Annotated in this window: 22 protein-coding genes; 5 read left to right on the top strand and 17 right to left on the bottom strand. The window is 57.7% G+C overall.

Annotated elements, in window-relative coordinates:
- Positions 1-37 precede the first annotated feature (37 nt).
- From slyD to kefG, 4 genes are all read right to left on the bottom strand, one after another.
- Positions 38-586, bottom strand: a complete 549-nt coding sequence (gene slyD / locus AC3Y5R_RS11090; protein WP_489921383.1) for a peptidylprolyl isomerase — start codon at positions 584-586, stop codon at positions 38-40.
- A 136-nt stretch (positions 587-722) separates the two neighbouring features.
- Positions 723-917 (bottom strand): YheV family putative zinc ribbon protein, encoded by a 195-nt coding sequence (locus AC3Y5R_RS11085; RefSeq protein ID WP_158780873.1) that lies wholly within the window; start codon positions 915-917, stop codon positions 723-725.
- An 8-nt stretch (positions 918-925) separates the two neighbouring features.
- Positions 926-2731, bottom strand: a complete 1806-nt coding sequence (kefB, locus tag AC3Y5R_RS11080; RefSeq protein ID WP_489921382.1) for a glutathione-regulated potassium-efflux system protein KefB — start codon at positions 2729-2731, stop codon at positions 926-928.
- On the bottom strand, positions 2732-3283 hold the full coding sequence (gene kefG, locus AC3Y5R_RS11075; protein WP_489921410.1) for a glutathione-regulated potassium-efflux system ancillary protein KefG: 552 nt from the start codon (positions 3281-3283) through the stop codon (positions 2732-2734). It abuts the gene before it with no gap.
- Between the two features lie 125 nt (positions 3284-3408).
- Here kefG and AC3Y5R_RS11070 point away from each other — a divergent pair, with 125 nt between their 5' ends.
- The gene (locus AC3Y5R_RS11070) at positions 3409-5310 is read left to right on the top strand and encodes an ABC transporter ATP-binding protein (protein WP_489921381.1); all 1902 of its coding nucleotides are present in this window, start codon (positions 3409-3411) and stop codon (positions 5308-5310) included.
- A gap of 21 nt (positions 5311-5331) precedes the next feature.
- Here AC3Y5R_RS11070 and tauD read toward each other — a convergent pair whose 3' ends face one another.
- The 5 genes from tauD to AC3Y5R_RS11045 form a co-directional block, all read right to left on the bottom strand.
- Positions 5332-6180 carry a taurine dioxygenase gene (gene tauD / locus AC3Y5R_RS11065; protein WP_489921380.1) on the bottom strand — a complete coding sequence of 283 codons (849 nt, stop codon included), beginning with the start codon at positions 6178-6180 and terminating at the stop codon, positions 5332-5334.
- Entirely contained in the window at positions 6177-7007 is an 831-nt protein-coding gene (tauC, locus tag AC3Y5R_RS11060; protein ID WP_489921379.1) for a taurine ABC transporter permease TauC, read from the bottom strand. The genes tauD and tauC overlap by 4 nt, the downstream gene beginning before the upstream one ends.
- Complete coding sequence (gene tauB / locus AC3Y5R_RS11055) at positions 7004-7771, bottom strand: taurine ABC transporter ATP-binding subunit (protein ID WP_489921378.1); 768 nt, start codon at positions 7769-7771, stop codon at positions 7004-7006. The genes tauC and tauB overlap by 4 nt, the downstream gene beginning before the upstream one ends.
- A gap of 11 nt (positions 7772-7782) precedes the next feature.
- Positions 7783-8760: a taurine ABC transporter substrate-binding protein gene (gene tauA, locus AC3Y5R_RS11050; protein WP_489921377.1), complete on the bottom strand. Its 978-nt coding sequence runs from the start codon at positions 8758-8760 to the stop codon at positions 7783-7785.
- A 198-nt stretch (positions 8761-8958) separates the two neighbouring features.
- The gene (locus AC3Y5R_RS11045) at positions 8959-9561 is read right to left on the bottom strand and encodes a LysE family translocator (RefSeq protein WP_158780888.1); all 603 of its coding nucleotides are present in this window, start codon (positions 9559-9561) and stop codon (positions 8959-8961) included.
- A gap of 85 nt (positions 9562-9646) precedes the next feature.
- Between AC3Y5R_RS11045 and AC3Y5R_RS11040 the strand changes: the two genes are divergently transcribed.
- Complete coding sequence (locus AC3Y5R_RS11040) at positions 9647-10639, top strand: hydrolase (RefSeq protein ID WP_489921376.1); 993 nt, start codon at positions 9647-9649, stop codon at positions 10637-10639.
- A gap of 1 nt (position 10640) precedes the next feature.
- Positions 10641-10859 carry a YheU family protein gene (locus tag AC3Y5R_RS11035; RefSeq protein ID WP_158780892.1) on the top strand — a complete coding sequence of 73 codons (219 nt, stop codon included), beginning with the start codon at positions 10641-10643 and terminating at the stop codon, positions 10857-10859.
- Here AC3Y5R_RS11035 and AC3Y5R_RS11030 read toward each other — a convergent pair.
- The 7 genes from AC3Y5R_RS11030 to AC3Y5R_RS11000 are packed head-to-tail and all read right to left on the bottom strand — an operon-like array spanning position 10856 to position 18037.
- Positions 10856-12241 carry an amidohydrolase family protein gene (locus AC3Y5R_RS11030; protein WP_489921375.1) on the bottom strand — a complete coding sequence of 462 codons (1386 nt, stop codon included), beginning with the start codon at positions 12239-12241 and terminating at the stop codon, positions 10856-10858. The genes AC3Y5R_RS11035 and AC3Y5R_RS11030 overlap by 4 nt on opposite strands.
- A gap of 9 nt (positions 12242-12250) precedes the next feature.
- Entirely contained in the window at positions 12251-13012 is a 762-nt protein-coding gene (locus AC3Y5R_RS11025) for a cysteine hydrolase family protein (protein WP_489921374.1), read from the bottom strand.
- Between the two features lies 1 nt (position 13013).
- Positions 13014-13436, bottom strand: coding sequence for a cupin domain-containing protein (locus AC3Y5R_RS11020; protein ID WP_158780898.1), 423 nt, complete (start codon positions 13434-13436; stop codon positions 13014-13016).
- A gap of 3 nt (positions 13437-13439) precedes the next feature.
- Positions 13440-14378 (bottom strand): ABC transporter permease, encoded by a 939-nt coding sequence (locus AC3Y5R_RS11015; RefSeq protein ID WP_489921373.1) that lies wholly within the window; start codon positions 14376-14378, stop codon positions 13440-13442.
- A complete protein-coding gene (locus AC3Y5R_RS11010) occupies positions 14375-15487 on the bottom strand; it encodes an ABC transporter permease (protein ID WP_489921372.1) in 1113 nt (370 codons plus the stop codon). Before AC3Y5R_RS11010 ends, AC3Y5R_RS11015 begins: the two co-directional genes overlap by 4 nt.
- Positions 15471-17033 carry an ABC transporter ATP-binding protein gene (locus AC3Y5R_RS11005; protein ID WP_489921371.1) on the bottom strand — a complete coding sequence of 521 codons (1563 nt, stop codon included), beginning with the start codon at positions 17031-17033 and terminating at the stop codon, positions 15471-15473. The genes AC3Y5R_RS11010 and AC3Y5R_RS11005 overlap by 17 nt, the downstream gene beginning before the upstream one ends.
- Positions 17030-18037 (bottom strand): BMP family protein, encoded by a 1008-nt coding sequence (locus AC3Y5R_RS11000; protein WP_489921370.1) that lies wholly within the window; start codon positions 18035-18037, stop codon positions 17030-17032. The genes AC3Y5R_RS11005 and AC3Y5R_RS11000 overlap by 4 nt, the downstream gene beginning before the upstream one ends.
- Before the next feature lie 111 nt (positions 18038-18148).
- On the opposite strand from AC3Y5R_RS11000, the gene AC3Y5R_RS10995 reads away from it, so the two are divergent.
- Complete coding sequence (locus AC3Y5R_RS10995) at positions 18149-19048, top strand: LysR family transcriptional regulator (RefSeq protein WP_489921369.1); 900 nt, start codon at positions 18149-18151, stop codon at positions 19046-19048.
- A gap of 100 nt (positions 19049-19148) precedes the next feature.
- Here AC3Y5R_RS10995 and AC3Y5R_RS10990 read toward each other — a convergent pair whose 3' ends face one another.
- Complete coding sequence (locus AC3Y5R_RS10990) at positions 19149-19949, bottom strand: creatininase family protein (RefSeq protein WP_489921368.1); 801 nt, start codon at positions 19947-19949, stop codon at positions 19149-19151.
- 175 nt (positions 19950-20124) lie between these two features.
- On the opposite strand from AC3Y5R_RS10990, the gene AC3Y5R_RS10985 reads away from it, so the two are divergent.
- Entirely contained in the window at positions 20125-20994 is an 870-nt protein-coding gene (locus tag AC3Y5R_RS10985) for a phosphoribulokinase (protein ID WP_158780916.1), read from the top strand.

The raw sequence follows: 20994 nt of genomic DNA, 5'->3' as shown, positions 1-20994 counted from the left end.
CCACCATCACTGGTGGCCTTTTTTGATCCTGCGGAGATTAATGGCTGCAGCCACATCCGCCGGTACCGCAACCACCTTTACCGTGGTCGTGATCATGATCGTGGTCATGGTGTTCATCGTGCTCACCGTGAACGTGACCGTGAGCCAGTTCTTCCGGAGTCGCTTCACGGATCGCCACAACTTCAACATTGAAGTTCAGGTTCTGACCCGCCAGCATGTGGTTACCGTCAACCACCACGTGGTCGTCTTCGACTTCGGTGATTTCAACCGGAACCGGACCCTGATCGGTTTCTGCCAGGAAGCGCATGCCTACCTGTAGTTCGTCAACGCCCATGAATACGTCTTTCGGTACACGCTGCACCAGATTGTCATCGTACTGACCATAAGCGTCGTTGGCGGTGATGTTCACTTCGAACTTGTCACCCGCTTCATGGTCTTCCAGTGCTTTTTCCAGACCGGCAATCAGGGAACCATGACCGTGCAGATAGTCCAACGGTGCGCTCACCGGAGACTCATCAACCAACACACCGTCTTCTGTACGTACCTGGTATGCCAGGCTGACCACCAGGTCTTTTGCTACTTTCATGATTACTCCTAACCGTTGAGAGCTTGAGCCCTTATCTGTTGGCCTTTTGCCAACGTGAATGGCTCTAAATTGCGTCGAGTGTACTGAATTTCAACGCCGCTGTACGGTACAGCTTAAAAAAAGCTGAGCCATAACGCTACTCAGGATGAAAAATTCCGATCACTTGCTCGTTGGTCCGAACCCGATCGCGAACCTGTTTATCCGCCTCTCTCATCTGGTGGCCACACTTAACACATTCAACCACATCAATATTATTTTCTTTCCACAGCGCCAGCGTATCTTGTGCCTGACAGCTGGGGCAGGTCGCACCGGCAATAAATCTTTTACGCATATCTGTTCCTATTCAAATTCATCCCACCCGTCAAACTGCCGCTTCTCATGCTGCATCTCAGCCTGAAAAATGTCTTCCAGCTCGCGGCGGGCTTCTTTCACTCGCGAAATTTGCTGACTGTCAGAATGGTTCGGCATCAGCTCGCGCAGCATGCGCATATCCAGGCGTCGGAAGTGCTGCTGCGCCCGGAAGGCCTGGTGGGGATGCATCCCCAGCGTCATCAGCGCCTTGCGGCCCAGCTCCAGCGCACTGGAGAATGTTTCACGCGAGAACTGCGATACGCCTGCCTGAATCAGCTCGTGCGCTTCCACGCGGCCCCTTGCCCGTGCCAGAATCTGCAAGTGCGGGAAATGATGCTGGCAGAGGTGCACAATCTCCATCGCATCTTCCGGGGCGTTGCAAGTTATCACTATCGACTGTGCCGTTTCGGCACCGGCGGCCCGCAATAATTCCAGCTCGGTGGCATCACCATAGTATACTTTGTATCCATACTTTCGCATCAGGCTTACCGCACTGATGTCACGCTCCAGCACCGTAATACGCTTTTCGTTTGCCATCAGCAAACGCGCCACCACCTGACCAAAACGGCCAAAACCGACCACGATAACTTCAGGTTTGTCATCCTCAACAAACGGCTTTTCTTCGTTTTCGTCACCATCGTTAAAGCGCCTTTCAAGAATCTTATCAACACCCTGCATCAGCAACGGTGTGGTCATCATCGACAGCGTCACCGTCACCATCAGCAGGGGCATCTGATCGCCGCTAAACAGCTTCGCCGAAGAAGCCGCCGAGAACAGCACGAAGGCAAACTCACCGCCCTGGCTGAGCACGCCTGAAAATTGCAGCCGCTCTGAACTGCGCAGGCCAAAAATGCGCGAAAGCAGATAGAGCACACCAGCTTTAATGGCAACCAGCGCCACCACACCGATAAGAATTTCAGCGATATGGGTGTAAAGCACTCCCAGGTTCAGCGCCATTCCCACCGAAATAAAGAACAGCCCAAGCAGCAGCCCTTTAAACGGATCTATGGCGATTTCCAGTTCGTGGCGATACTCACTTTCCGCCAGCAGGATACCGGCAATAAACGTCCCCAATGCCATTGAAAGCCCCAGCGCATCCATAAACAACGCTGAGCCAAGCACCAGCAGCAGTGCCGCGGCGGTAAAGACTTCACGCACGCCGGAAGCCGCGATAAAGCGAAAAATGGGTCTGAGCAGGTAGCGCCCGCCGATCAGCATCCCGGCGAAGGCCAGCACCTTCATCCCCACTTTGATCCAGTCAGTATGACCGCTGTCACCACCGGCCAGCAGCGGAACCAGCGCCAGTGCTGGGATCACTGCCAGATCCTGGAACAGCAGCACCGAGAAGCCAAGCTGCCCGGCCTCATTGCGGTTCATGCCCTTATCGCGCATCAGCTGCAGTGCCATGGCGGTAGAGGACATCGCCAGGCCAATCCCCCCAATGGCTGCGGCCTGCCACGAAAAATCCGTCAGCAGTAACAACCCGCCGAGGATCGCCGCGCTGAGAATGACCTGAGCCGCGCCGACCCCGAAAATGGAACGGCGCAATTCCCAAAGTTTTGAAGGCTTCAGCTCCAGCCCGATGATAAACATCAGGAACACCACACCAAGCTCAGAGAAGTGCAGGATTTCGTCAACGTCGCTGATAAAACCCAGTCCCCACGGCCCGATAGCGATACCGGCCAGCAGGTAACCCAGCACGGCACCGATACCCAGTCGTGCCGCAATCGGCACCGCAATCACCGCAGCGAAAAGATAGACGACGCCAGCCGTCAGCAGAGTTGGCCCTTCCATTCAGACACCTCCATAGGGCAACGGGGAAGCCAGCCAGTCAGCATAGGCCCGGGCAAAGTTTTTCATCACCTCTGGAGTCTGACGCCGTGCCCAATAGATAATCATCGGCGTCAGCCAGTGCATCCGGCACATCTGGGCGGTCAGCTCAAAGGGGCGCATAATTTCTGACATTGGATAACGGTTCAGCCCCTCCTGATGATAGGCCGCCTCGGGTTCTCCGGTGGTGATCACGCTTCGCCAGTATTTACCTTCCAGCACGTTGCCACCGGGTCCGCTGGCAAAACCACGGGACAGCACGCGGTCCAGCCACTCTTTCAGCAATGCCGGGCAGCTGTAGGTGTATAACGGGTGCTGAAAAACGATGATGTCATGCTCACGCAGCAACTGCTGTTCGTGATGAATATCAATGAAAAAGTCAGGATAATGCGCGTACAGATCGTGCACGGTCACATTGGGCAGATCTTTCGCCGGCTGCAGCAAAACCCGATTGGCAATCGAATCTTGCGACTCCGGGTGAGCGTAAAGCAGCAAAACTTTGGGCGGCTGCGACATCATTCCCCTCCAAATCGTCGTCATAGCGGGGAAATTCCGCTACCATGCTCGACGCAACGGAATTGTGAATTCCGAAAAGCAATTATGATGATTTAATTTAACATATTCTGACTATTACGGCGCTTATGATTGTCTTCTCCTCGTTACAAATTCGACGCGGTGTCCGCGTACTGCTGGATAACGCCACCGCCACCATTAACCCCGGGCAGAAAGTCGGCCTGGTGGGGAAAAATGGCTGCGGCAAATCCACGCTGTTGTCGCTGCTTAAGAACGAGATAAGCGCCGATGGTGGCAGCTTTAACTATCCCGGAAACTGGTCGCTGGCCTGGGTCAACCAGGAGACGCCTGCGCTCTCTGTCCCGGCCATTGAGTATGTTATCGATGGCGACCGCGAATTCCGCCAGCTCGAAGCGGGATTAGCCCACGCCAACGAGATCAACGACGGCCACGCCATCGCCACGCTGCACGGCAAGCTCGATGCCATTCAGGCATGGACAATACAGTCACGCGCGGCCAGCCTGCTTAACGGTTTGGGCTTTTCTCAGGAACAGCTGCAGCGCCCGGTGAGCGACTTCTCGGGGGGCTGGCGTATGCGACTCAACCTCGCGCAGGCGCTGATTTGCCGCTCGGACCTGCTGCTGCTCGATGAACCGACTAACCACCTCGACCTGGATGCGGTGATCTGGCTGGAGCGCTGGCTGAAAAGCTATCAGGGCACGCTGATCCTGATTTCCCATGACCGCGACTTCCTCGATCCTGTGGTGGACAAGATCCTGCATATTGAGCAGCAGTCGATGTTTGAATACACCGGTAACTACAGTTCGTTCGAAATTCAGCGCGCGACCAAACTGTCGCAGCAGCAGTCAATGTTTGAAAACCAGCAGCAGAAAGTGGCGCACCTGCAAAGTTTTATCGACCGCTTTAAGGCCAAAGCCAGCAAAGCCAGGCAGGCGCAAAGCCGTATCAAAATGCTGGAGCGCATGGAGCTGATTGCTCCCGCGCATGTCGATAACCCGTTTACCTTCAGCTTCCGCGAACCAGAAAGCCTGCCGAACCCACTGCTGAATATGGAAAAAGTCAGCGCAGGCTATTCAGATCGCATCATTCTGAATTCGATCAAGCTCAACCTGGTCCCCGGCTCGCGAATTGGCCTGCTGGGCCGTAATGGCGCAGGAAAATCCACGTTGATCAAGCTGCTGGCCGGTGAGCTGGCTCCGCTGAAGGGCGATATCGGCCTGGCGAAGGGCATTAAGCTGGGTTACTTCGCCCAGCATCAGCTGGAATTCTTACGGGCAGATGAATCTCCCCTGCAGCATCTGGTCCGCCTGGCCCCAAAAGTGCTGGAGCAGCAGCTGCGCGACTACCTGGGCGGCTTCGGCTTCCAGGGCGATAAGGTCACCGAAAATACAGAGCGCTTCTCCGGCGGTGAAAAAGCGCGTCTGGTACTGGCGCTGATCGTCTGGCAGCGCCCTAACCTGCTGCTGCTTGATGAACCCACCAACCACCTCGATCTGGATATGCGCCAGGCGCTGACCGAAGCGCTTATCGGCTTCGAAGGCGCACTGGTTGTGGTCTCGCACGATCGTCATCTGCTGCGGTCCACCACCGACGATCTCTACCTGGTTCATGACGGCAAGGTGGAAGCCTTTGACGGTGACCTGGAAGACTATCAGCAGTGGCTGAGCGACCTGCAGAAGCAAATTGTCAGCAGCGCTGAGCCAAAACAGGACAACTCCAACAGCGCCCAGGCCAGAAAGGATCAGAAGCGACGCGAGGCTGAACTGCGTACCCAGACGCAGCCGCTGCGCAAGCAAATTGAAAAGCTGGAAAAGCAGATGGAAAAGCTGAACACCCAACTGACCGCAGCGGAAGAAAAACTGGCTGAATCAGCGATCTACGAGCAAAATCATAAAGCGGATCTCACCGCTGCGCTAAAGCAACAGGCAGAAGCAAAATCCGCTCTGGAAGAGTGCGAGATGGAATGGCTGGATGCCCAGGAGCAGTTAGAGGCCATGCTCAACTCGTAGCTGGCGTGGCCTTGTGTTTAATCAGGCCCGGTAGTAAGGCTTATCCCCAAGAATTGTCGCGCGGTGCATAATGCGCCGCGCCGGCAAATAATCCGCATTAGCATAATGCTGCGTCACGCGGTTATCCCAGATTGCCAGATCGTTTTCCTGCCAGCGCCAGCGCACCTGAAACTCCGGTTTGGTGATATGAGCGAACAGGAAGTTCAGCAGCGCGTCGCTCTCTTTCTGACTGAGATCCACAATTCTCGTGGTGAACCCTTCATTGACAAACAGTGCCTGTTTACCGCTGACCGGGTGAGTGCGGATCACCGGATGCAGCAGTGGTGGATTCTTTTCTACCGCCAGCTTCCAGCGCGCGTGTTCCTCTTCGCTGCCACGGTATTTAAATTCCTGAAATGATTTGGTGAAGTCATGCTCCGCCTGCAAACCGCTGAGCAGGACTTTGAACGGTTCAGACAGCGCTTCATAAGCTGCAATACCGCTGGTCCACAGCGTGTCGCCTCCGGTTTCCGGCAGCTGTTTCGCGGCGAGAATTGCGCCTGCCGGTGGCGTTTCGATAAAGGTCACATCGGTGTGCCAGTTATCATTGTCCGGCGGATTATTATCATGTGTATCCAGCACGATAACTTCTTCCACTCCAGGGGCATGAGGATACACCGGGTGGGTGTGCAGGTCGCCGAAGCGGGCAGCCAGCGCACGCTGTTGCTGAGGGGTTACCGGCTGGTCGCGGAAGAACAGCACCTGATGACGGATCAGCGCGTGATAAAGCTGCTCAAACTGGGCGTCGCTCAGCGGACGGCTGAGGTTAATGTCAGAGATCTGAGCACCGATATACGGCCCCAGTGGCGTGATAGTCAGACGTTCTTTCATGAGTGTTCTCCATGCCAGGGGGTTAAGCGGCGTTGCAGCGCGCGCAACCCCAGTTCAAGAGTGAAAGCGATCAGGGCGATCACCACGATGCCAGCCAGCACCACATCCGTTGCCAGGAATTCACCGGCGGACTGCACCATAAAGCCCAGCCCGCGGGTGGCAGCAATCAGCTCGGCGGCGACCAGAGTGGACCAGCCCACGCCCAGACCAATGCGCACTCCGGTCAGGATTTCCGGCAGAGCACCCGGCAGGACCACATACCACAGCACCTGCCAGCGGTTAGCGCCGAGTGACTTGGCTGCCCGCAGGCGAACCTGCTGGGCGCTTTTCACGCCCGCCAGTGCCGACATGGCAACCGGGGCGAAAATAGCCAGATAAATCAGTAATATTTTCGAGGTTTCGCCGATGCCAAACCAGATGACCATCAGCGGCAGATAGGCCAGCGGCGGCACCGGACGATAAAGTTCGATCAGCGGATCGAGGATGCCGCGCGCCGTTTCATTCAGTCCCATCAGGATGCCAACCGGCACGCCAATCACCACCGCAGCCAGCAGGGCAATCAGGATCCGGCTCAGGCTGGCGGCAAGATGCTGCCACAGCGTGGCATCCATAAAACCTTTCGGGCTGGCAATGGTCAGCAACTGATGCAGCACCTGCTGCGGAGCCGGTAAAAACAGCGGCGCAATCAAATCAAGCGCGGTGACGGCCCACCAGATGGCCAATAGCACCAGCAGCGTGGCGGCACTAAGAGTCAGCTGACGTCTGAACGGCCAGCGGAGGTTAGGGCGCCGCGACACCCACGCTTTTTCCGAAGATAACTGGCTCATGAAAAGACCTCGCGTTGCTGGAAGACCCGGCTCAGCACGTGCTCGCGCCGGGCGATAAATTCAGGATCGGACTTGATGGCCCGGCAGGATTCGCCGGCGGCATAGCGACGACCGAAGCCCAGCGAAAGCCGCTCAATAATGCGACCCGGCCCCGGCGACAGGAGGATCAGTTCGCTGGCCAGAAACACCGCTTCCTCAATATCGTGGGTAATTAAGAGCACCTGTTTGCCACTTTCCCGCCACAGCGTCAGCAGCAGCTCCTGCATCTGCTCGCGGGTAAAAGCATCCAGCGCGCCAAAGGGTTCATCCAGCAACAACAGCTGCGGATCGGCCGCCAGCGCTCTCGCTATTCCCACCCGCTGGCGCATCCCGCCGGAAAGTTGCCAGATAAACTTTTTTTCCGCGCCGGACAGCCCGACCTTTTTCAGCATTTGTCGGGCAGTTTCTCTGCGCTGCTCTTTCGCCACACCTGCCAGCTGCAAGCCAAATGCCACGTTGTCCAGCACGTTGCGCCACGGCAGCAGCCCCTCATGCTGGAACACCACGCCGCGTTCAGCGCCTGGCCCGGATACGGTTTTACCATCCAGAGTGATGCTGCCGGACTCCGCGGGCAGAAATCCGGCGACCAGATTCAGCAGCGTGGTTTTCCCACAGCCTGAAGGCCCCAGCACCACCACCAGCTCTCCGGCAGCGATCGACAGGTTGATGTCTTCCAGCGCGAGATGGCCGTCATAGCGGGCCGTCAGATGTGAGACTGCAAGCATGCTTCCTCCGGTTACTTAGCGAGTGGCTTAACGAAGCGGTCAGTGACATAGCTGCTGTAGTCGGTGGCGACCTGCGGCACTTTGCCCTGCTCTTTCAGGAACTGCGCGGTGTCGATAATCGCTTTGTCGACGGGCTTAGCCAGTTGCTCAACCTGCTGCTGCGCGGTCAGATAGGTATTGCCCCTGACCAGTCCCGGAACCTGCTGTTCCGGCACGCCGCTCAGGCGCGACAGCTTGCTGAGGTTGTCGCCGTTTTTCAGCCACTGGTCAGGGTTATCGATGTAGCCTTTTTGCGCTTCAATTGCGCTGCGGGCAAAAGCGGTCACCACGTCTGGATGCTTTTCGGCAAAGTCTTTGCGTACCACCCACACATCCAGCGTTGGTGAGCCCCAAATGCCTACCTGCGCGGAATCCGTCAGCACGTTGCCGTCTTTCTCCAGCTCGTTGACTGCCGGAGCCCAGACGTAAGCACCGTCGATATCCCCGCGCTGCCAGGCTGCAATAATGGCCGGTGGCTGCAGGTTAAGGATTTGAACCTGATCGGGTTTGATGCCCCAGTGCTTCAGCGCGGCCAGCAGGCTGTAATGGGTGGTGGAGATAAAGGGCACGGCAATGCGTTTGCCGATCAGATCTTTGGGGTTTTTAATGCCCTTTTTGACCACCAGCGCTTCAGAATTGCCAAGCTGGGAAGCCAGCAGGAACACCTCAATCGGCACCTGCTGGCTGGCCGCCACCGCTAACGGACTGGAGCCAATATTACCAATTTGCACGTCACCGGAAGCCAGCGCCCTGACCACGCTGGAGCCGCTGTCGAATTTACGCCAGTCGACTTTTGCGCCACTCTCTTTAGCAAAAGTGTTATCGGCCTGTGCGACCTTGGCCGGTTCCGCAGAGGTCTGGTAAGCGATGGTGACATCCACCGCCTGTGCGCTGAGCGCGGAAAGTGAAAGCGTTGCTGCCAGCAGAGAAAGTGTGAATTTACGCGCCATAATGCTGCTCCGGTTATCATTGTTATGAGGTGAACAACCTCTTTGTAACCGAGAGCAATCATCGCAATAAAGTAATTAAAAATTATCGTTTATAACCATAAATCCTTAGAAGAAAACCGGGATTGTTAAGTTGGATTTCTGGTTCAGGCATAAAAAAACCACCGCAGAACGGTGGTTGATTCAAAAACGGAGAAACAATCAGTGCCAGATCAGCAATACGCAGGCGGCGGTGAGCAGCCCCATGGCAACATTAAAGAGGGTCCAGGCACGGCGGCTGCGCAGAATACGGCCGATCAGCGAGCCAAAGCCCAGCCAGATAAAACCGGCCACCAGGTTCACCAGCGCCATGCCCACGCTGATCGCCACCACCGAACCACGGTAGGCATCGCCCGCCAGGCTGAAGCTGGCCACGGCCCCCAGCGCCATCAGCCACGCTTTCGGGTTGATCAGCTGCAACAGCCCACCCTGCCAGGGTGGCATCGGCTTAGCCGGGGCATCGCCGGTCTCCAGCTTTTCATATTCCGCAGTGGCAATTTTCCACGCCAGCCATAGCAGGTAAGCACTCCCGGCGATTTTCAGGAACAGATGGAGGGAAGGATAAAGCAGGATTAACCCACCCACGCCGAAAGCCACCATCAGTAGCATCACCTGCATGCCCATCATGATGCCAATCAGCAACCACAGCGAACGCAGAAAACCAAAGTTGGCGCCCGAGGCGGTGAGTAACATATTATTAGGGCCTGGCGTGATCGCAGCGACCCACAGAAAGCCCAGCATAGACAAAAACAAACTCAGTTCCATATGAAACGGGTGCTCCTCACCCCCTGACCAGAAACGAACCAGACGAAGCTAGCAATGTGACAGGGATCCTACAAGCATTTTGAACATGAATTTTAGTCAAACCCCGGAGACGGCCTTTCAGCCCATCCCGGGCATGAGCAACGCGCATCTGCAAACCATTCTTCCCCGCCTGGTGCGCCGCCGCATTTCCCTGCAGCCGCACTGGCAGCGCCTGACGCTGCCGGACAGTGATTTTGTCGATTTAGCGTGGAGTGAAGACCCCGCTCAGGCCAGCCACAAGCCACGGGTAGTGCTTTTTCATGGCCTTGAGGGAAGTTTCCACAGCCCTTATGCCCATGGCCTGCTGCAGGTGTGCAAAGCGCACGACTGGCTCGGCGTGGTGATGCACTTTCGCGGATGCAGCGGCGAACCCAACCGGCTGAATCGCATCTATCATTCCGGTGAAACCAGCGATGCGACGTTCTTTTTGCAGTGGCTGCGTGACGAATGGGGCACAGTGCCCACTGCCGCCGTCGGCTTTTCGCTGGGCGGCAATATGTTGGCTTATCTGATGGGCGAACAGGGCGACCGCTGTCTGCTGGATGCCGGGGTGGTGGTCTCAGCGCCGCTGATGCTGGAGCCCTGCAGCTTCAGGCTGGAACAGGGTTTTTCCCGCGTCTATCAGCACTATCTTTTAAACCTGCTGAAGCAGAATGCCGCGCGCAAGCTGATTGCCTGGCCGGGCACGCTGCCAGTGGATTTAGCCCAGCTGCGGGGGGTGAAAAAGCTGCGCGACTTTGATGATGCCATAACCGCCCGCGCCCACGGCTTTACGGATGCCACCGATTACTATCGGCGCTGCAGCGCCATGCCGCTACTACCCGGCGTGCGTAAACCTTTACTGATCATTCATGCCAAAGACGACCCCTTTATGACCGACGAGGTCATTCCTGACCCGGCGCAGTTGCCCTCCAGCGTGGAGTATCAACTGACGCAGTACGGCGGGCATGTGGGATTTGTCGGTGGAACCCTCTTCAGACCACAAATGTGGCTGGAACAGCGCATTCCGCAATGGCTCTCAACCTGGCTGGACAACTGACGTGATAATTCCCTGGAAAGACCTGGAAGCGGAAACGCTCGATAATCTGATTGAATCCTTTGTACTGCGCGAAGGCACCGACTACGGCGAGCAGGAGCGGTCGCTGGAGCAAAAAGTCAAAGACGTTCGCCGCCAGTTAAGCAGCGGCGAAGCGGTTCTGGTCTGGTCGGAACTGCACGAAACGGTCAACATCATGCCTCGCGGGCAGGTTACCGGTTAAAAAGCAGCGGAACGCCAGCGGCGCGGCTTATTGTTACCGGTTCGCGCAGCCAGAGAAGTGGCCGCTCTGGCTGAACGCTGCAGCACCTCACGCTGATTAACGCGGGTTAAAGTGCCATCACGCATCACCGGCTGCCCGTCAATGAACACATCCGTCACTTCATGCCCCAGCGCAGAGTAGACCAGCGCCGAAACCGGATGGTGGACCGGTGTCATTGCCGGATGGTCAGTGCCAATCACAATCACGTCGGCTTTTTTCCCCACCTCCAGCGATCCCACCAGGTGATCGAGGCCAATCGCCCTCGCTCCGTCGATGGTAGCCATTTCAATCACCTTCTCCGCCGTCATAATGGTCGGATCGCGATGCACCCCCTTCTGCATCAGCGCGGCAGTTTTCATCGCCTGGAACAGGTTGTGGTTGTTGCTGCTGGCCGGACCATCCGACCCCAGGCCAACGGTAATGCCAGCCGCCAGCATTTCCGGAATTGGCGGAATGCCGGATGCCAGGTAGAGATTGCTGCAGGGATTGTGCGAAACGCGCACATCATGATGTTTCAGGGCGCGGATATCTCGCGAACTGCACTGCACGCAATGCACCGCCAGCACATCCGGCCCGAGAAAGCCGATATCGCTTAAAAATTCGGTATCACTGCCCTGAAAACGCAACTGCGCCTGAGCGATTTCAAAGTCAGTCTCCGCCACGTGGGTGGTGATCAGCACACCGGTTTCGTCAGCCAGCGCACGGGTTCCGCGCAGCACCTTTTCATCCAGCGCCCAGATCATGCTGGGTGCCAGCCCGACTTTCACCCTGCCATCCGGGCGGTGATAGCGTTGAATAACCTGTCGCGCATCGGCCAGCGCCGCTTCCGGCGTTTCAATCAGCTCCTGCGGGATACCATGCTCCGCACCGGTGGTCAGAAATCCACGGCAGACATGCCCACGGACGCCGCTCAGCTCAAATGCTTCGATCACTTTCGCCGTCAGACCCGGCCGCGGATGGGCATACATAAAATCAACCAGCGAGGTCACCCCGGAGCGAATCGATTCCACGCAACCGTGCAGCGCGGCGGCAAACACATCCTCTTCGGTCAGTGCCACTGCGCTCGGTCCGGTCATGCAGGTGAACCACTTCTTCAGCACCATGTCATCCCCCAGCCCTTTCAGCAGCGTCTGGAAAAGGTGGGTATGGGTGTTCACCATGCCCGGCATGATGATGCTGTCTCGGCAGTCAATCACCTCAGCTTCCGGGTTGGCGGTCTGCAGACTCTGCCGCGTGCCGATAGCCGTAATCCGGTCACCGGCTATCAGCAAACTGGCCTGATGGAGAATGTCACGGTCCGGATTCATGGTGATGATCCAGCCGTCGGCAAGAAGGTAAGACACGGCGATTCCTTACAGTTGCGGCAGCAGCCCGCCCGATCCAACGACAAAGCCAAAACACTGCTGCACATTGTACAGCGTGGCATCCAGGCAAAATGCAGGCGAAGTGGTGGCGCTGCAATCTTCCAGCAGCAGGCAGTCATAGCCGTGGAAGTTGGCATCCTGCAGCGTGCACAGTACGCACTGATCGATGTTCACCCCGGCAAACAGCAGCGTGGTTACTCCCAGATTGCGCAGGATGCTATCCAGCTCGGTGTCCTGAAAGCCAGACATGCGGTATTTATTGACGCGGATATCACTTGCCGCGGGTCTGAGTTCATCAACCACCTCGGCGGCCCAGCTTCCTGCCTCAAGCACTGGCGCGCCTGATACAGGTAAAGGATCGCCCAGCCCCACGCTTTCGCCATCCGCGTTGTAGACGTGCAGCAGCGCCGGGCTGAGGTTCAGCCGGTCAGGGCGGTTGCCCCAGTTCAGCCAGATCACCGGCACTTCCGCTTCCCGCAGGCCGGGCAACAGAGATTGCAACGGTGCGATCGGCGCTCGCGCAGGGGTGACATCCACGCCAATATGTCCCAGCCAGCCTTCGGGATGGCAGAAGTCATTCTGCATATCAATCACCAGCAGCGCCGTGCGGTTAAGATCGAAAGTGACCTCCCGGCCACGGCTGGTCAGCGTCACCGGGTTGGACAGCACCGGCGCACGTACCATATCCACCTGCCCGACTGACACCCGCCACTGGTTATGCGCGGAACTGCCCAGAGGATTCCCTGCCATATCAGCCCCCGCTCAGCACGCGCAGATCTTCTTCGTCCAGCGTCACCGGCTGACCGCCACGGATCAGCTCGGCAAAGCCTTCGTTCGGCGTCATCACCGTCAGGGTGTAGAGCTTGCTCTTACCGGTGTTCTTGATCAGATGCTCATTGCCCGGATGCAGCAGCAGCGCATCACCCTGGCGAATAGTCACTTCATCGCCGTTACAACGCGCGATGCCTTCACCGTGTAAGACGAAGAAGAACTCGTGCGCATGGGCATGTTCATTCGGCGGTGTGGCACCGCCAACGGTGAAGATCTCCACCACGAAGATGTTCTCAATTCCGTCCTGTTGCTTGTCGAACAGCACGGCAAAGTAGTTAGTGTCCTGCGGACTGATGCGGAAGACCTGAGCCTCCGCGGGGTTGGTTAAGCGGAAATTTTTCATCCTTTACTCCTTCCGGTAAGGCTGGGTTAACGCCGCAGGCTGCACCGTCCTTCCGACCGCGCCGGACATGGCGAGAATGGTCAGCAGATAGGGCAGTGCCAGTAAGACCTGCGGCGGCAGGCTGCTTTCGAAAAGCTGCAGTGAGAGCTGTAGCGCATCGGCAGCCCCAAATATAAATGCCGCAATCATCGCTTTCACCGGGCTCCAGCGGCCAAAAATAACGATGGCGAGGGCGATAAAGCCCTGGCCGCTGACGATGTTGTCGCGGAACAGGCCAATCTGGGCGGTGACCAGATAGCTGCCAGCCAGCCCCGCGCCAAGGCAGGAGAGCAGCACGCCCCAGGTGCGGATGCGCAGCACGTTAAGCCCGGCAGCATGTGCCGCACGCGGGTTTTCGCCCACTGAACGCAGCGAGAGGCCAAAGCGCGTATGGAACAGGCCAAAGTGCGCCACCGCCACCAGCAGCAAAGTGAGGTAGAGGGGCAGAGGCTGAGTGAACAGCACCGGTCCGATCCCGGGAATTTCCGACAGTAGCGGCACATGAATTGGGTTAAGCATGGTGATGGTTGGGGAAGAAGCATCGCCCATTACCAGCGAATAGATCCAGGTCGCCACACCGCCAGCGAGGATATTAAAGACAATACCAATCACGATCTGACTGGCATGGGCCCGCAGATACAGAGCTGCCAGCAACACGCCCACCGTCAGCCCGGCCACGCCGCCAGCAATAAAGCCCAGCGCCGTCGATCCGCTGTAAACAGCCGTCATATAACTGGCGAGCGCTCCCATCAGGATGGTGCCCTCAATGCCAATATTCAGTACGCCAGCCCGCTCGGCATAGATTTCGCCCAAAGCGGCCAGCAGCACCGGCCCTGCCAGACGCACAGCAGCAGCAAGCCAGGTGATGATAAAAGCCGTATCGATATTCATCAGCGCGCTCATGATTTCTCCCCCGACAGCTGCTGCGCAGGAGTACGGCCTGGCCAGCGCAGCCGGTAATAGCGCAGGATGTCTCCGGCGAGGATCAGGATCACCACCAGGCTCTGCAGGATCAGCACCACTGAAGTTGGCAGGCCGGTTTGACGCTGCATCGCGCTGCCACCCACTTCAAGGCCGCCATACAGCACGGCAGTTGGGATCACCAGCAGCGGATTCAGCCTGGCGAGTAGCGCCACCACCACGCCAATAAAGCCCACGCCGCCGGACAACCCTTCCATCAGGCGGTGCTGCACGCCAAGCACGGTGCAAAGTCCGGCCAGCGCAGCAAGACCGCCGCCCAGCAGCACCGCGCTCATCTGCCTTTTGCCGACGGCGATGCCGCCATAGCGGGCTGCTTTTGGATTCAGCCCGCTGACGATGATTTCAAACCCTGCTGGCGTGGCGCGGATCAGCCACCAGACGTAAACCGTGGCGACCAGCGCAATGCCCAGTCCCCAGTGCGCACGCATCCCCTCCATGATGAAAGGCAGCCAGCTATCATGTGGCAAGCGTGGCGTTTGTGGCAGGTCACCCACCGCACGCATCGGGCCGGAGACCAGATACTGAATGAGAAAAACCGCCACGTAGTTCGCCATCAGCGAAATCAGCACGTCATTACCGCCAAACCGCACGCGCAGGAAGCCTACCCATCCCGCCCACAATGCCCCGGCGACAAAAGCGGCACAGATCACCGCAGGCCAATAACCCCAGCCAGGCAGCGCCCACGGCATGCTCTGTGGCGTTCCGGCCAGCGCAACCCAGCTGGCTGCCGCAGCGCCTACCAGGAAACAGCCTTCAAAGCCGATATAACCCAACCCGGCGCGCCAGATAACGATGGTTCCCAGCGCAATCAGGATTAATGGTGTGGCCTGCACCAGCGTTTGCCCAAAGCCCCGCAGCGAGCCAAAAGCCTCACTGAACAAAAATTGATAAGCGCTGAAAGGGTTGCCGCCAAAGGGTATAAACAGCAGCCCGGCAATAACAAATGCCGCCAGCATCGCGCCTGAGGTGGTGGCGATCACGGCGGTGGAAGAGTCCACAGGGGCGAGTCGTTTTTCAAGCAGCCTGCTCATCGTCTGCTCCTGTTAATGTGCCGCCCGCCATCAGTTCACCCAGCTTTTCCGCCGTGGCGTCAGAGGCATCCAGCACGCCAGCTACCTGGCCGCCATACATCACCGCGATGCGGTCGGAAAGGTTGAGAATTTCTTCCAGTTCGGCGGAGATCATCACAATCGCACAACCGCTGTCACGGGCAGCCAGCAGCCCCTGCCAGACCGCTTCCACAGCGCCGACATCCAGCCCTCGGGTAGGTTGCTCAACCACCAGCAAACGGGGTTTGCGGGCGACTTCACGTCCCAGGATAAGTTTTTGCAGGTTGCCGCCGGAGAGTTTGCCCGCCTCGAAATCAGTATCCGGCGTGCGGACTTTGAAGTGGTCGATGATGGCACGGGCGTGACGGACAATCTTTTTGCGGTCCAGCAGCCAGCCACGGGCATGCGTGAACGACTGCTGGGCACCGAGCATGGCATTGTCCGCTATCGACAACGAGGTGACCGAACCGACTCCGCGACGGTCAGCGGGAATAAAACCGATCCCCTTCGCCCGGCGTGCGGCTGGTGAGAGCGCTGAAATATCTTCCCCGGCGAGTAAAATTCGTCCCGCCTCAATTTCCCGCAGATTAAGCAGCGCATCCGCCAGCTCAGACTGGCCGTTGCCATCCACTCCGGCAATGCCGAGTATTTCTCCGGCGGCGACTTTCAGCGAGGCGCGCCAGATTTTTTGCTGACCGGTTTCATCCCGCAGCGCGATGCTGTCCACATGCAGGATCTCCTCGCCACGCTGGCACGGGGTTTTCTCCACCCGCAGCACCACATCACGCCCCACCATGCGGCGAGCCAGATCGGTTTCGGATGTGTCGTCCACCGCCACCGTTTCAATCATCCTGCCACCGCGCATCACGGAAACGCGATCCGCCACGGCCATAATTTCATAGAGCTTATGCGTCACTATCACCACCGAGCGTCCTTCTTCCCGTAGCGAGTGAAGCGTGGCAAACAGCCCCTCTTTTTCCTGCGGCGTCAGCACGGCGGTAGGTTCATCGAGGATCAATACTTGCGCATCGCGATACAGCAACTTGAGGATTTCTACCCGCTGCTGGACCCCGATTGGCAAATGCTGAATTTTTGCCCAGGGATCGACCGCCAGTCCGTGGCGATCGGAAAGCGCCTGTAACCGTAGCGCTGCCGCCTGCAAGTCCAGGCGGCAGCTGCGGGTTTCCTTCAGGCCAAGGATCACGTTCTCCACCACGGTCATCGGCTGGACCAGCATAAATTCCTGATGGACCATGCCAATGCCGTGCGCGATGGCATCCCCCGGATCGCGGAGGATCACCGGCTGCCCGTCGATAACAATTTCGCCCTCGTCGGGTTGATACAGCCCGTACAGGATCTGCATCAGGGTACTTTTCCCCGCGCCGTTCTCACCGAGCAGCGCATGGATTTCCCCTGCGGCGACATTCATCGACACGCAGTCATTCGCCGTGACGCGCGCAAATCGCTTGGTCACTTTGTTTAACGCTACGCGGGGCTGCATCGCTACCATCACCTCAGGTTTGCTCACACTTTCGGCACGATGGTGCCATTATCCAGCTGCTGCCAGATGGCAGTGAATTTCTGCCATACCTCAGCGCTGACCAGCTTGCTGTTGTACTGCTCTTTACCGTGCACCACAGACCAGGCTTTTGCCACCGTCGGTGCCCACTCTTTGCCACCGAGGAAGGCGTTATTCGCCACGGAATGGCCGACTTCTTCCACCATCCAGTCAAGGTTCTGCTTCAGGCTGCAGGCAATGTACGCCGGGGAAACATCCATCTGATCGGCATAGCAGCCGATGGCTTTAACTTTCGCGGCGGCAGCACCCTGCAGCGCACCCAGCCCGGTCACATCAGCGGCATGCCAGATCACGTCGGCTCCGTTGCCGATCATGGTAGTTGCCGCTTCCCGGCCCTTCGCTGCGTTATCGTAATCACCAGTGACCACGCCCAGCCCTTTCACGCCTGGGCGGGTTTTCTCGGCACCGGCAATAAAGGCACGCATCATCGCCTGTTGTGTTGGATTATCACCGCCGCCGACAAAACCGACCGCTTTACCTTTATCGGAAATCAGAGCTGCCAGAGCGCCTGCGGCATAAGCCGCCTGCAGATAGGCAAGATTGACGTATTCCACATTGCCCGGCGCGGTTTCATCCGGCTTAAAGGTTGAAGCGAAGAAGTGGGTATCCGGGTAGTCAGGGGCAATTTCGGCAAACGCCGAGCCGTATTCAAAGCTGTGGCCGATAATCAGCGAGTAACCGTCGTCGGCATAGCCGCGGATCACCTGCTCCATCTGCGCCTGCGGCACGCTTTCGCTGTAAGCCACGGTGAAACCTTCTTTTTTCAGCGCCTGGAGCCCCTGATACGCCAGCATGCTCCAGCCGCCATCGGCAACGGAACCCGGCAACAACAATGCGATTTTGATGCTCTTATCCGCGGCCAGCGCTTTACGAGAAAGTAACGGCGCCAGAGCCGGTAACATCACCGCGCCCGCCAGCATCTTTGCAAATCCCCTGCGACTTACACCTGCCATTTTTATGCCCCCTCAACTGAAGATTGTTCAGTTATGCCGCGATTTTCGTTACCTTAAAAGCACAGTTTTTCGTACTCAACGATGCCTTAAAGGCAACACTACGGAGTCGTCATGCTTCAGCATCGCCTGTGGACCTATCTGGATGAAGTGGCGCGCAGCGGGTCAATCCGTAAAGCGGCCAGCAGACTGCATATTTCAGCTTCCGCCATTAACCGGCAAATCCTCGCGCTGGAAGAAGAACTCGGCACCCCGTTGTTCCAACGCCTGCCACGCAAAATGGTGCTGACGGCCGCCGGAGAAGTGTTGATCCACCACGTCCGCCAGACATTTAAAGAGCTGGAATGGGCGCAGATTAAGATTGAGGAGCTGAAGGGGCTGCGGCGTGGCGAAGTCACGGTAGCGATGATGAGCGGGCTGGCGGCCAATCTGATCCCCCGCGTGGCCGCTGAATTCCGGCGGGCAAATCCCAGGGTAAAATTAGTCCTGCGGCAGATGACCACCGGTCACGACATTACCAGCGCGGTGGAGTCGGGCGAGGCAGATTTAGGGCTGGGATTCGATTTTGATTTACCCCCTTCCCTCCGTACGCTGGGCAGTGCGGTCGGAAGGCTTGGGGCGGTGGTGGCACCCGGCCATCCACTGGCGGATAAAACCAGCCTGCGCCTGAGCGACTGCGTGCCCCATTCGCTGGTGATTGCCGACAAGTCGATGGTGATCCGCCCTTATCTGAACGATCTGTTCTCTCGGGCATCAGTGACCGTGCACCCGGTCATTGAAACCAATTCGATCGAGGTGATGCGTCAGGCGGCGATGGTCGACCAGGCGCTGACCTTCCTGACGCCGTTTGATATTGAGTTCGATCTGCGCAGCGGCAGGCTGATCTATATTCCGGTGCGCGAGCTGGCGCAGCGCACACAGAATCTGATGCTGATTGGGCATGATCGGGGCACCAGTGCGATTGGCAGCGTGCTGGCGGAGACCATCAAGGCAATGATGAGCCAGATGGCTTAGCGGACTTCAGCGTGCCGGAGCGGCCTTAAATCTCACGGTAAGGAAAGCGGGCAATACGGCATGCTGAAATGCGTGGCATGCCGCCTGCTGAAGGCATACTCTATTTTGACTGGTAAGGTGGCCGGTAAGCCTGCACCTCACGGATCAGCTTAATCAGCGCCTCAGCCGCCCGCCGGGTTTCGATTTTGCCGCGTTCGGCATCCGCAGCTGCGGCGTTACCGGTGGTGCCGGAAGGATGCAGATCCTCCGCCATCCAGCCAAAGCCCACGCCCCCTTCCGGGGTAAGGATGCCGCCAGTTTCCGCTAGTGCCACCGAGGCGGATACAAAATCCTCTGCATATTTCATCTGCACCAGATCCGGATGAAGATGCAGCATCACACTGGTTTCCGACTCACCGCCATGAATACCGTGCTGCCGCTCGTGTTCACTGAACAGATCGCTGGAGTCGATGGTACGGAACCAGCTGGCTCCGACGGCAAATACTCCCAGTTCAATGCGCAGCTGGCGGCAGACAATCTCCATCAGCTGCGGCTGGCCGCCATGCGAATTCCAGAAAATCAGCTTGCGGATCCCGGCGCGCCAGGCGCTTTTTGCCACTTCAAACCACACTTTGCCCAGCACATCATAAGGAAGGGTCAGCGTGCCAGGGTAATTGAGATGCTCATCAGATTTGCCGACCGGCAGTGCGGGAAGGATCAGCACCGGGAGATCTGCAGGCATCATGCCGACCGCTTCGGCAACGATCCCGGCATTAATCGCGGCATCCACCCTGACTGGCAGATGCGGGCCATGCTGCTCCACTGCGCCAATCGGCAGCACCGCAACAATCTTGTCCATCTCCAGCTCGCTGAATTCACGGGTCGAGAGATCCCACCACCAGCGTGACGAAGGCATATTCATTGAAAGTTATCTCCTGCACTGTTTTGTACAGTCTGAGCAATTTGGTGCGCTAAATGAAGCAGCAAAAATGCGGCGGCGCGTTGCTTTTTTGGCATCGGAGAGGGGCAAAGGTGACACCCGTGCGCTAAACATGATACCAATGCTGGATCGATATGATCTTTCTCAGGGAGCTAACATGTCTGCCAAACATCCGGTGATTGCCGTGACCGGTTCCAGCGGCGCGGGAACCACCACAACCAGCCTGGCCTTCCGCAAAATTTTTCAGCAGCTTAACCTGCATGCCGCCGAAGTGGAGGGGGACAGCTTTCACCGCTATACCCGGCCTGAGATGGATATGGCAATCCGCAAAGCGCGCGATATGGGCCGACACATCAGTTATTTTGGCCCTGATGCCAACGACTTCGCGCTGCTGGAGCAAACCTTCCAGGAATACGGCAAAAGCGGCAGCGGCAAGTCGCGCAAGTATCTGCATACCTATGATGAGGCGGTGCCGTGGAACCAGGTGCCGGGAACCTTCACGCCGTGGCAGCCGCTGCCGGAGCCGACTGATGTGTTGTTCTATGAAGGGCTGCACGGCGGGGTGGTAACACCGCAGAACAATGTGTCACAGCATGTGGATCTGCTGGTTGGCGTGGTGCCTATCGTTAACCTGGAGTGGATCCAGAAGCTGGTGCGTGATACCAGTGAACGCGGCCACTCGCGTGAAGCGGTAATGGACTCGGTAGTGCGTTCTATGGAGGATTACATCAACTTCATCACTCCGCAGTTCTCGCGCACGCACATTAACTTCCAGCGCGTCCCGACCGTTGATACCTCCAATCCGTTCGCCGCACGGGGCATCCCGTCGCTGGATGAAAGTTTTGTGGTGATCCACTTTCAGGGACTGGAAGATATCGACTTCCCCTATCTGCTGGCGATGCTGCAGGGTTCTTTTATCTCTCACATCAACACGCTGGTGGTACCTGGCGGCAAAATGGGGCTGGCGATGGAGCTGATCATGGGGCCGCTGGTGCAACGGTTAATCGAAGGGAAGAAGATAGAGTAG

The sequence above is a fragment of the Erwinia sp. 009765445 genome (genome assembly GCF_058137865.1).
The sequence above is the reverse complement of the archived record's forward strand: the minus strand, read 5'-3'. Positions and strand labels throughout refer to the sequence as shown.

What these genes read in the sequence shown, in the direction of transcription:
- slyD (WP_489921383.1), bottom strand. Translation starts at nt 586, where the DNA reads ATGAAAGTAGCAAAAGACCTGGTGGTCAGCCTGGCATACCAGGTACGT.
- AC3Y5R_RS11085 (WP_158780873.1), bottom strand. Translation starts at nt 917, where the DNA reads ATGCGTAAAAGATTTATTGCCGGTGCGACCTGCCCCAGCTGTCAGGCA.
- kefB (WP_489921382.1), bottom strand. Translation starts at nt 2,731, where the DNA reads ATGGAAGGGCCAACTCTGCTGACGGCTGGCGTCGTCTATCTTTTCGCT.
- kefG (WP_489921410.1), bottom strand. Translation starts at nt 3,283, where the DNA reads ATGTCGCAGCCGCCCAAAGTTTTGCTGCTTTACGCTCACCCGGAGTCG.
- AC3Y5R_RS11070 (WP_489921381.1), top strand. Translation starts at nt 3,409, where the DNA reads ATGATTGTCTTCTCCTCGTTACAAATTCGACGCGGTGTCCGCGTACTG.
- tauD (WP_489921380.1), bottom strand. Translation starts at nt 6,180, where the DNA reads ATGAAAGAACGTCTGACTATCACGCCACTGGGGCCGTATATCGGTGCT.
- tauC (WP_489921379.1), bottom strand. Translation starts at nt 7,007, where the DNA reads ATGAGCCAGTTATCTTCGGAAAAAGCGTGGGTGTCGCGGCGCCCTAAC.
- tauB (WP_489921378.1), bottom strand. Translation starts at nt 7,771, where the DNA reads ATGCTTGCAGTCTCACATCTGACGGCCCGCTATGACGGCCATCTCGCG.
- tauA (WP_489921377.1), bottom strand. Translation starts at nt 8,760, where the DNA reads ATGGCGCGTAAATTCACACTTTCTCTGCTGGCAGCAACGCTTTCACTT.
- AC3Y5R_RS11045 (WP_158780888.1), bottom strand. Translation starts at nt 9,561, where the DNA reads ATGGAACTGAGTTTGTTTTTGTCTATGCTGGGCTTTCTGTGGGTCGCT.
- AC3Y5R_RS11040 (WP_489921376.1), top strand. Translation starts at nt 9,647, where the DNA reads ATGAATTTTAGTCAAACCCCGGAGACGGCCTTTCAGCCCATCCCGGGC.
- AC3Y5R_RS11025 (WP_489921374.1), bottom strand. Translation starts at nt 13,012, where the DNA reads ATGGCAGGGAATCCTCTGGGCAGTTCCGCGCATAACCAGTGGCGGGTG.
- AC3Y5R_RS11020 (WP_158780898.1), bottom strand. Translation starts at nt 13,436, where the DNA reads ATGAAAAATTTCCGCTTAACCAACCCCGCGGAGGCTCAGGTCTTCCGC.
- AC3Y5R_RS11015 (WP_489921373.1), bottom strand. Translation starts at nt 14,378, where the DNA reads ATGAGCGCGCTGATGAATATCGATACGGCTTTTATCATCACCTGGCTT.
- AC3Y5R_RS11010 (WP_489921372.1), bottom strand. Translation starts at nt 15,487, where the DNA reads ATGAGCAGGCTGCTTGAAAAACGACTCGCCCCTGTGGACTCTTCCACC.
- AC3Y5R_RS11000 (WP_489921370.1), bottom strand. Translation starts at nt 18,037, where the DNA reads ATGGCAGGTGTAAGTCGCAGGGGATTTGCAAAGATGCTGGCGGGCGCG.
- AC3Y5R_RS10995 (WP_489921369.1), top strand. Translation starts at nt 18,149, where the DNA reads ATGCTTCAGCATCGCCTGTGGACCTATCTGGATGAAGTGGCGCGCAGC.
- AC3Y5R_RS10990 (WP_489921368.1), bottom strand. Translation starts at nt 19,949, where the DNA reads ATGAATATGCCTTCGTCACGCTGGTGGTGGGATCTCTCGACCCGTGAA.
- AC3Y5R_RS10985 (WP_158780916.1), top strand. Translation starts at nt 20,125, where the DNA reads ATGTCTGCCAAACATCCGGTGATTGCCGTGACCGGTTCCAGCGGCGCG.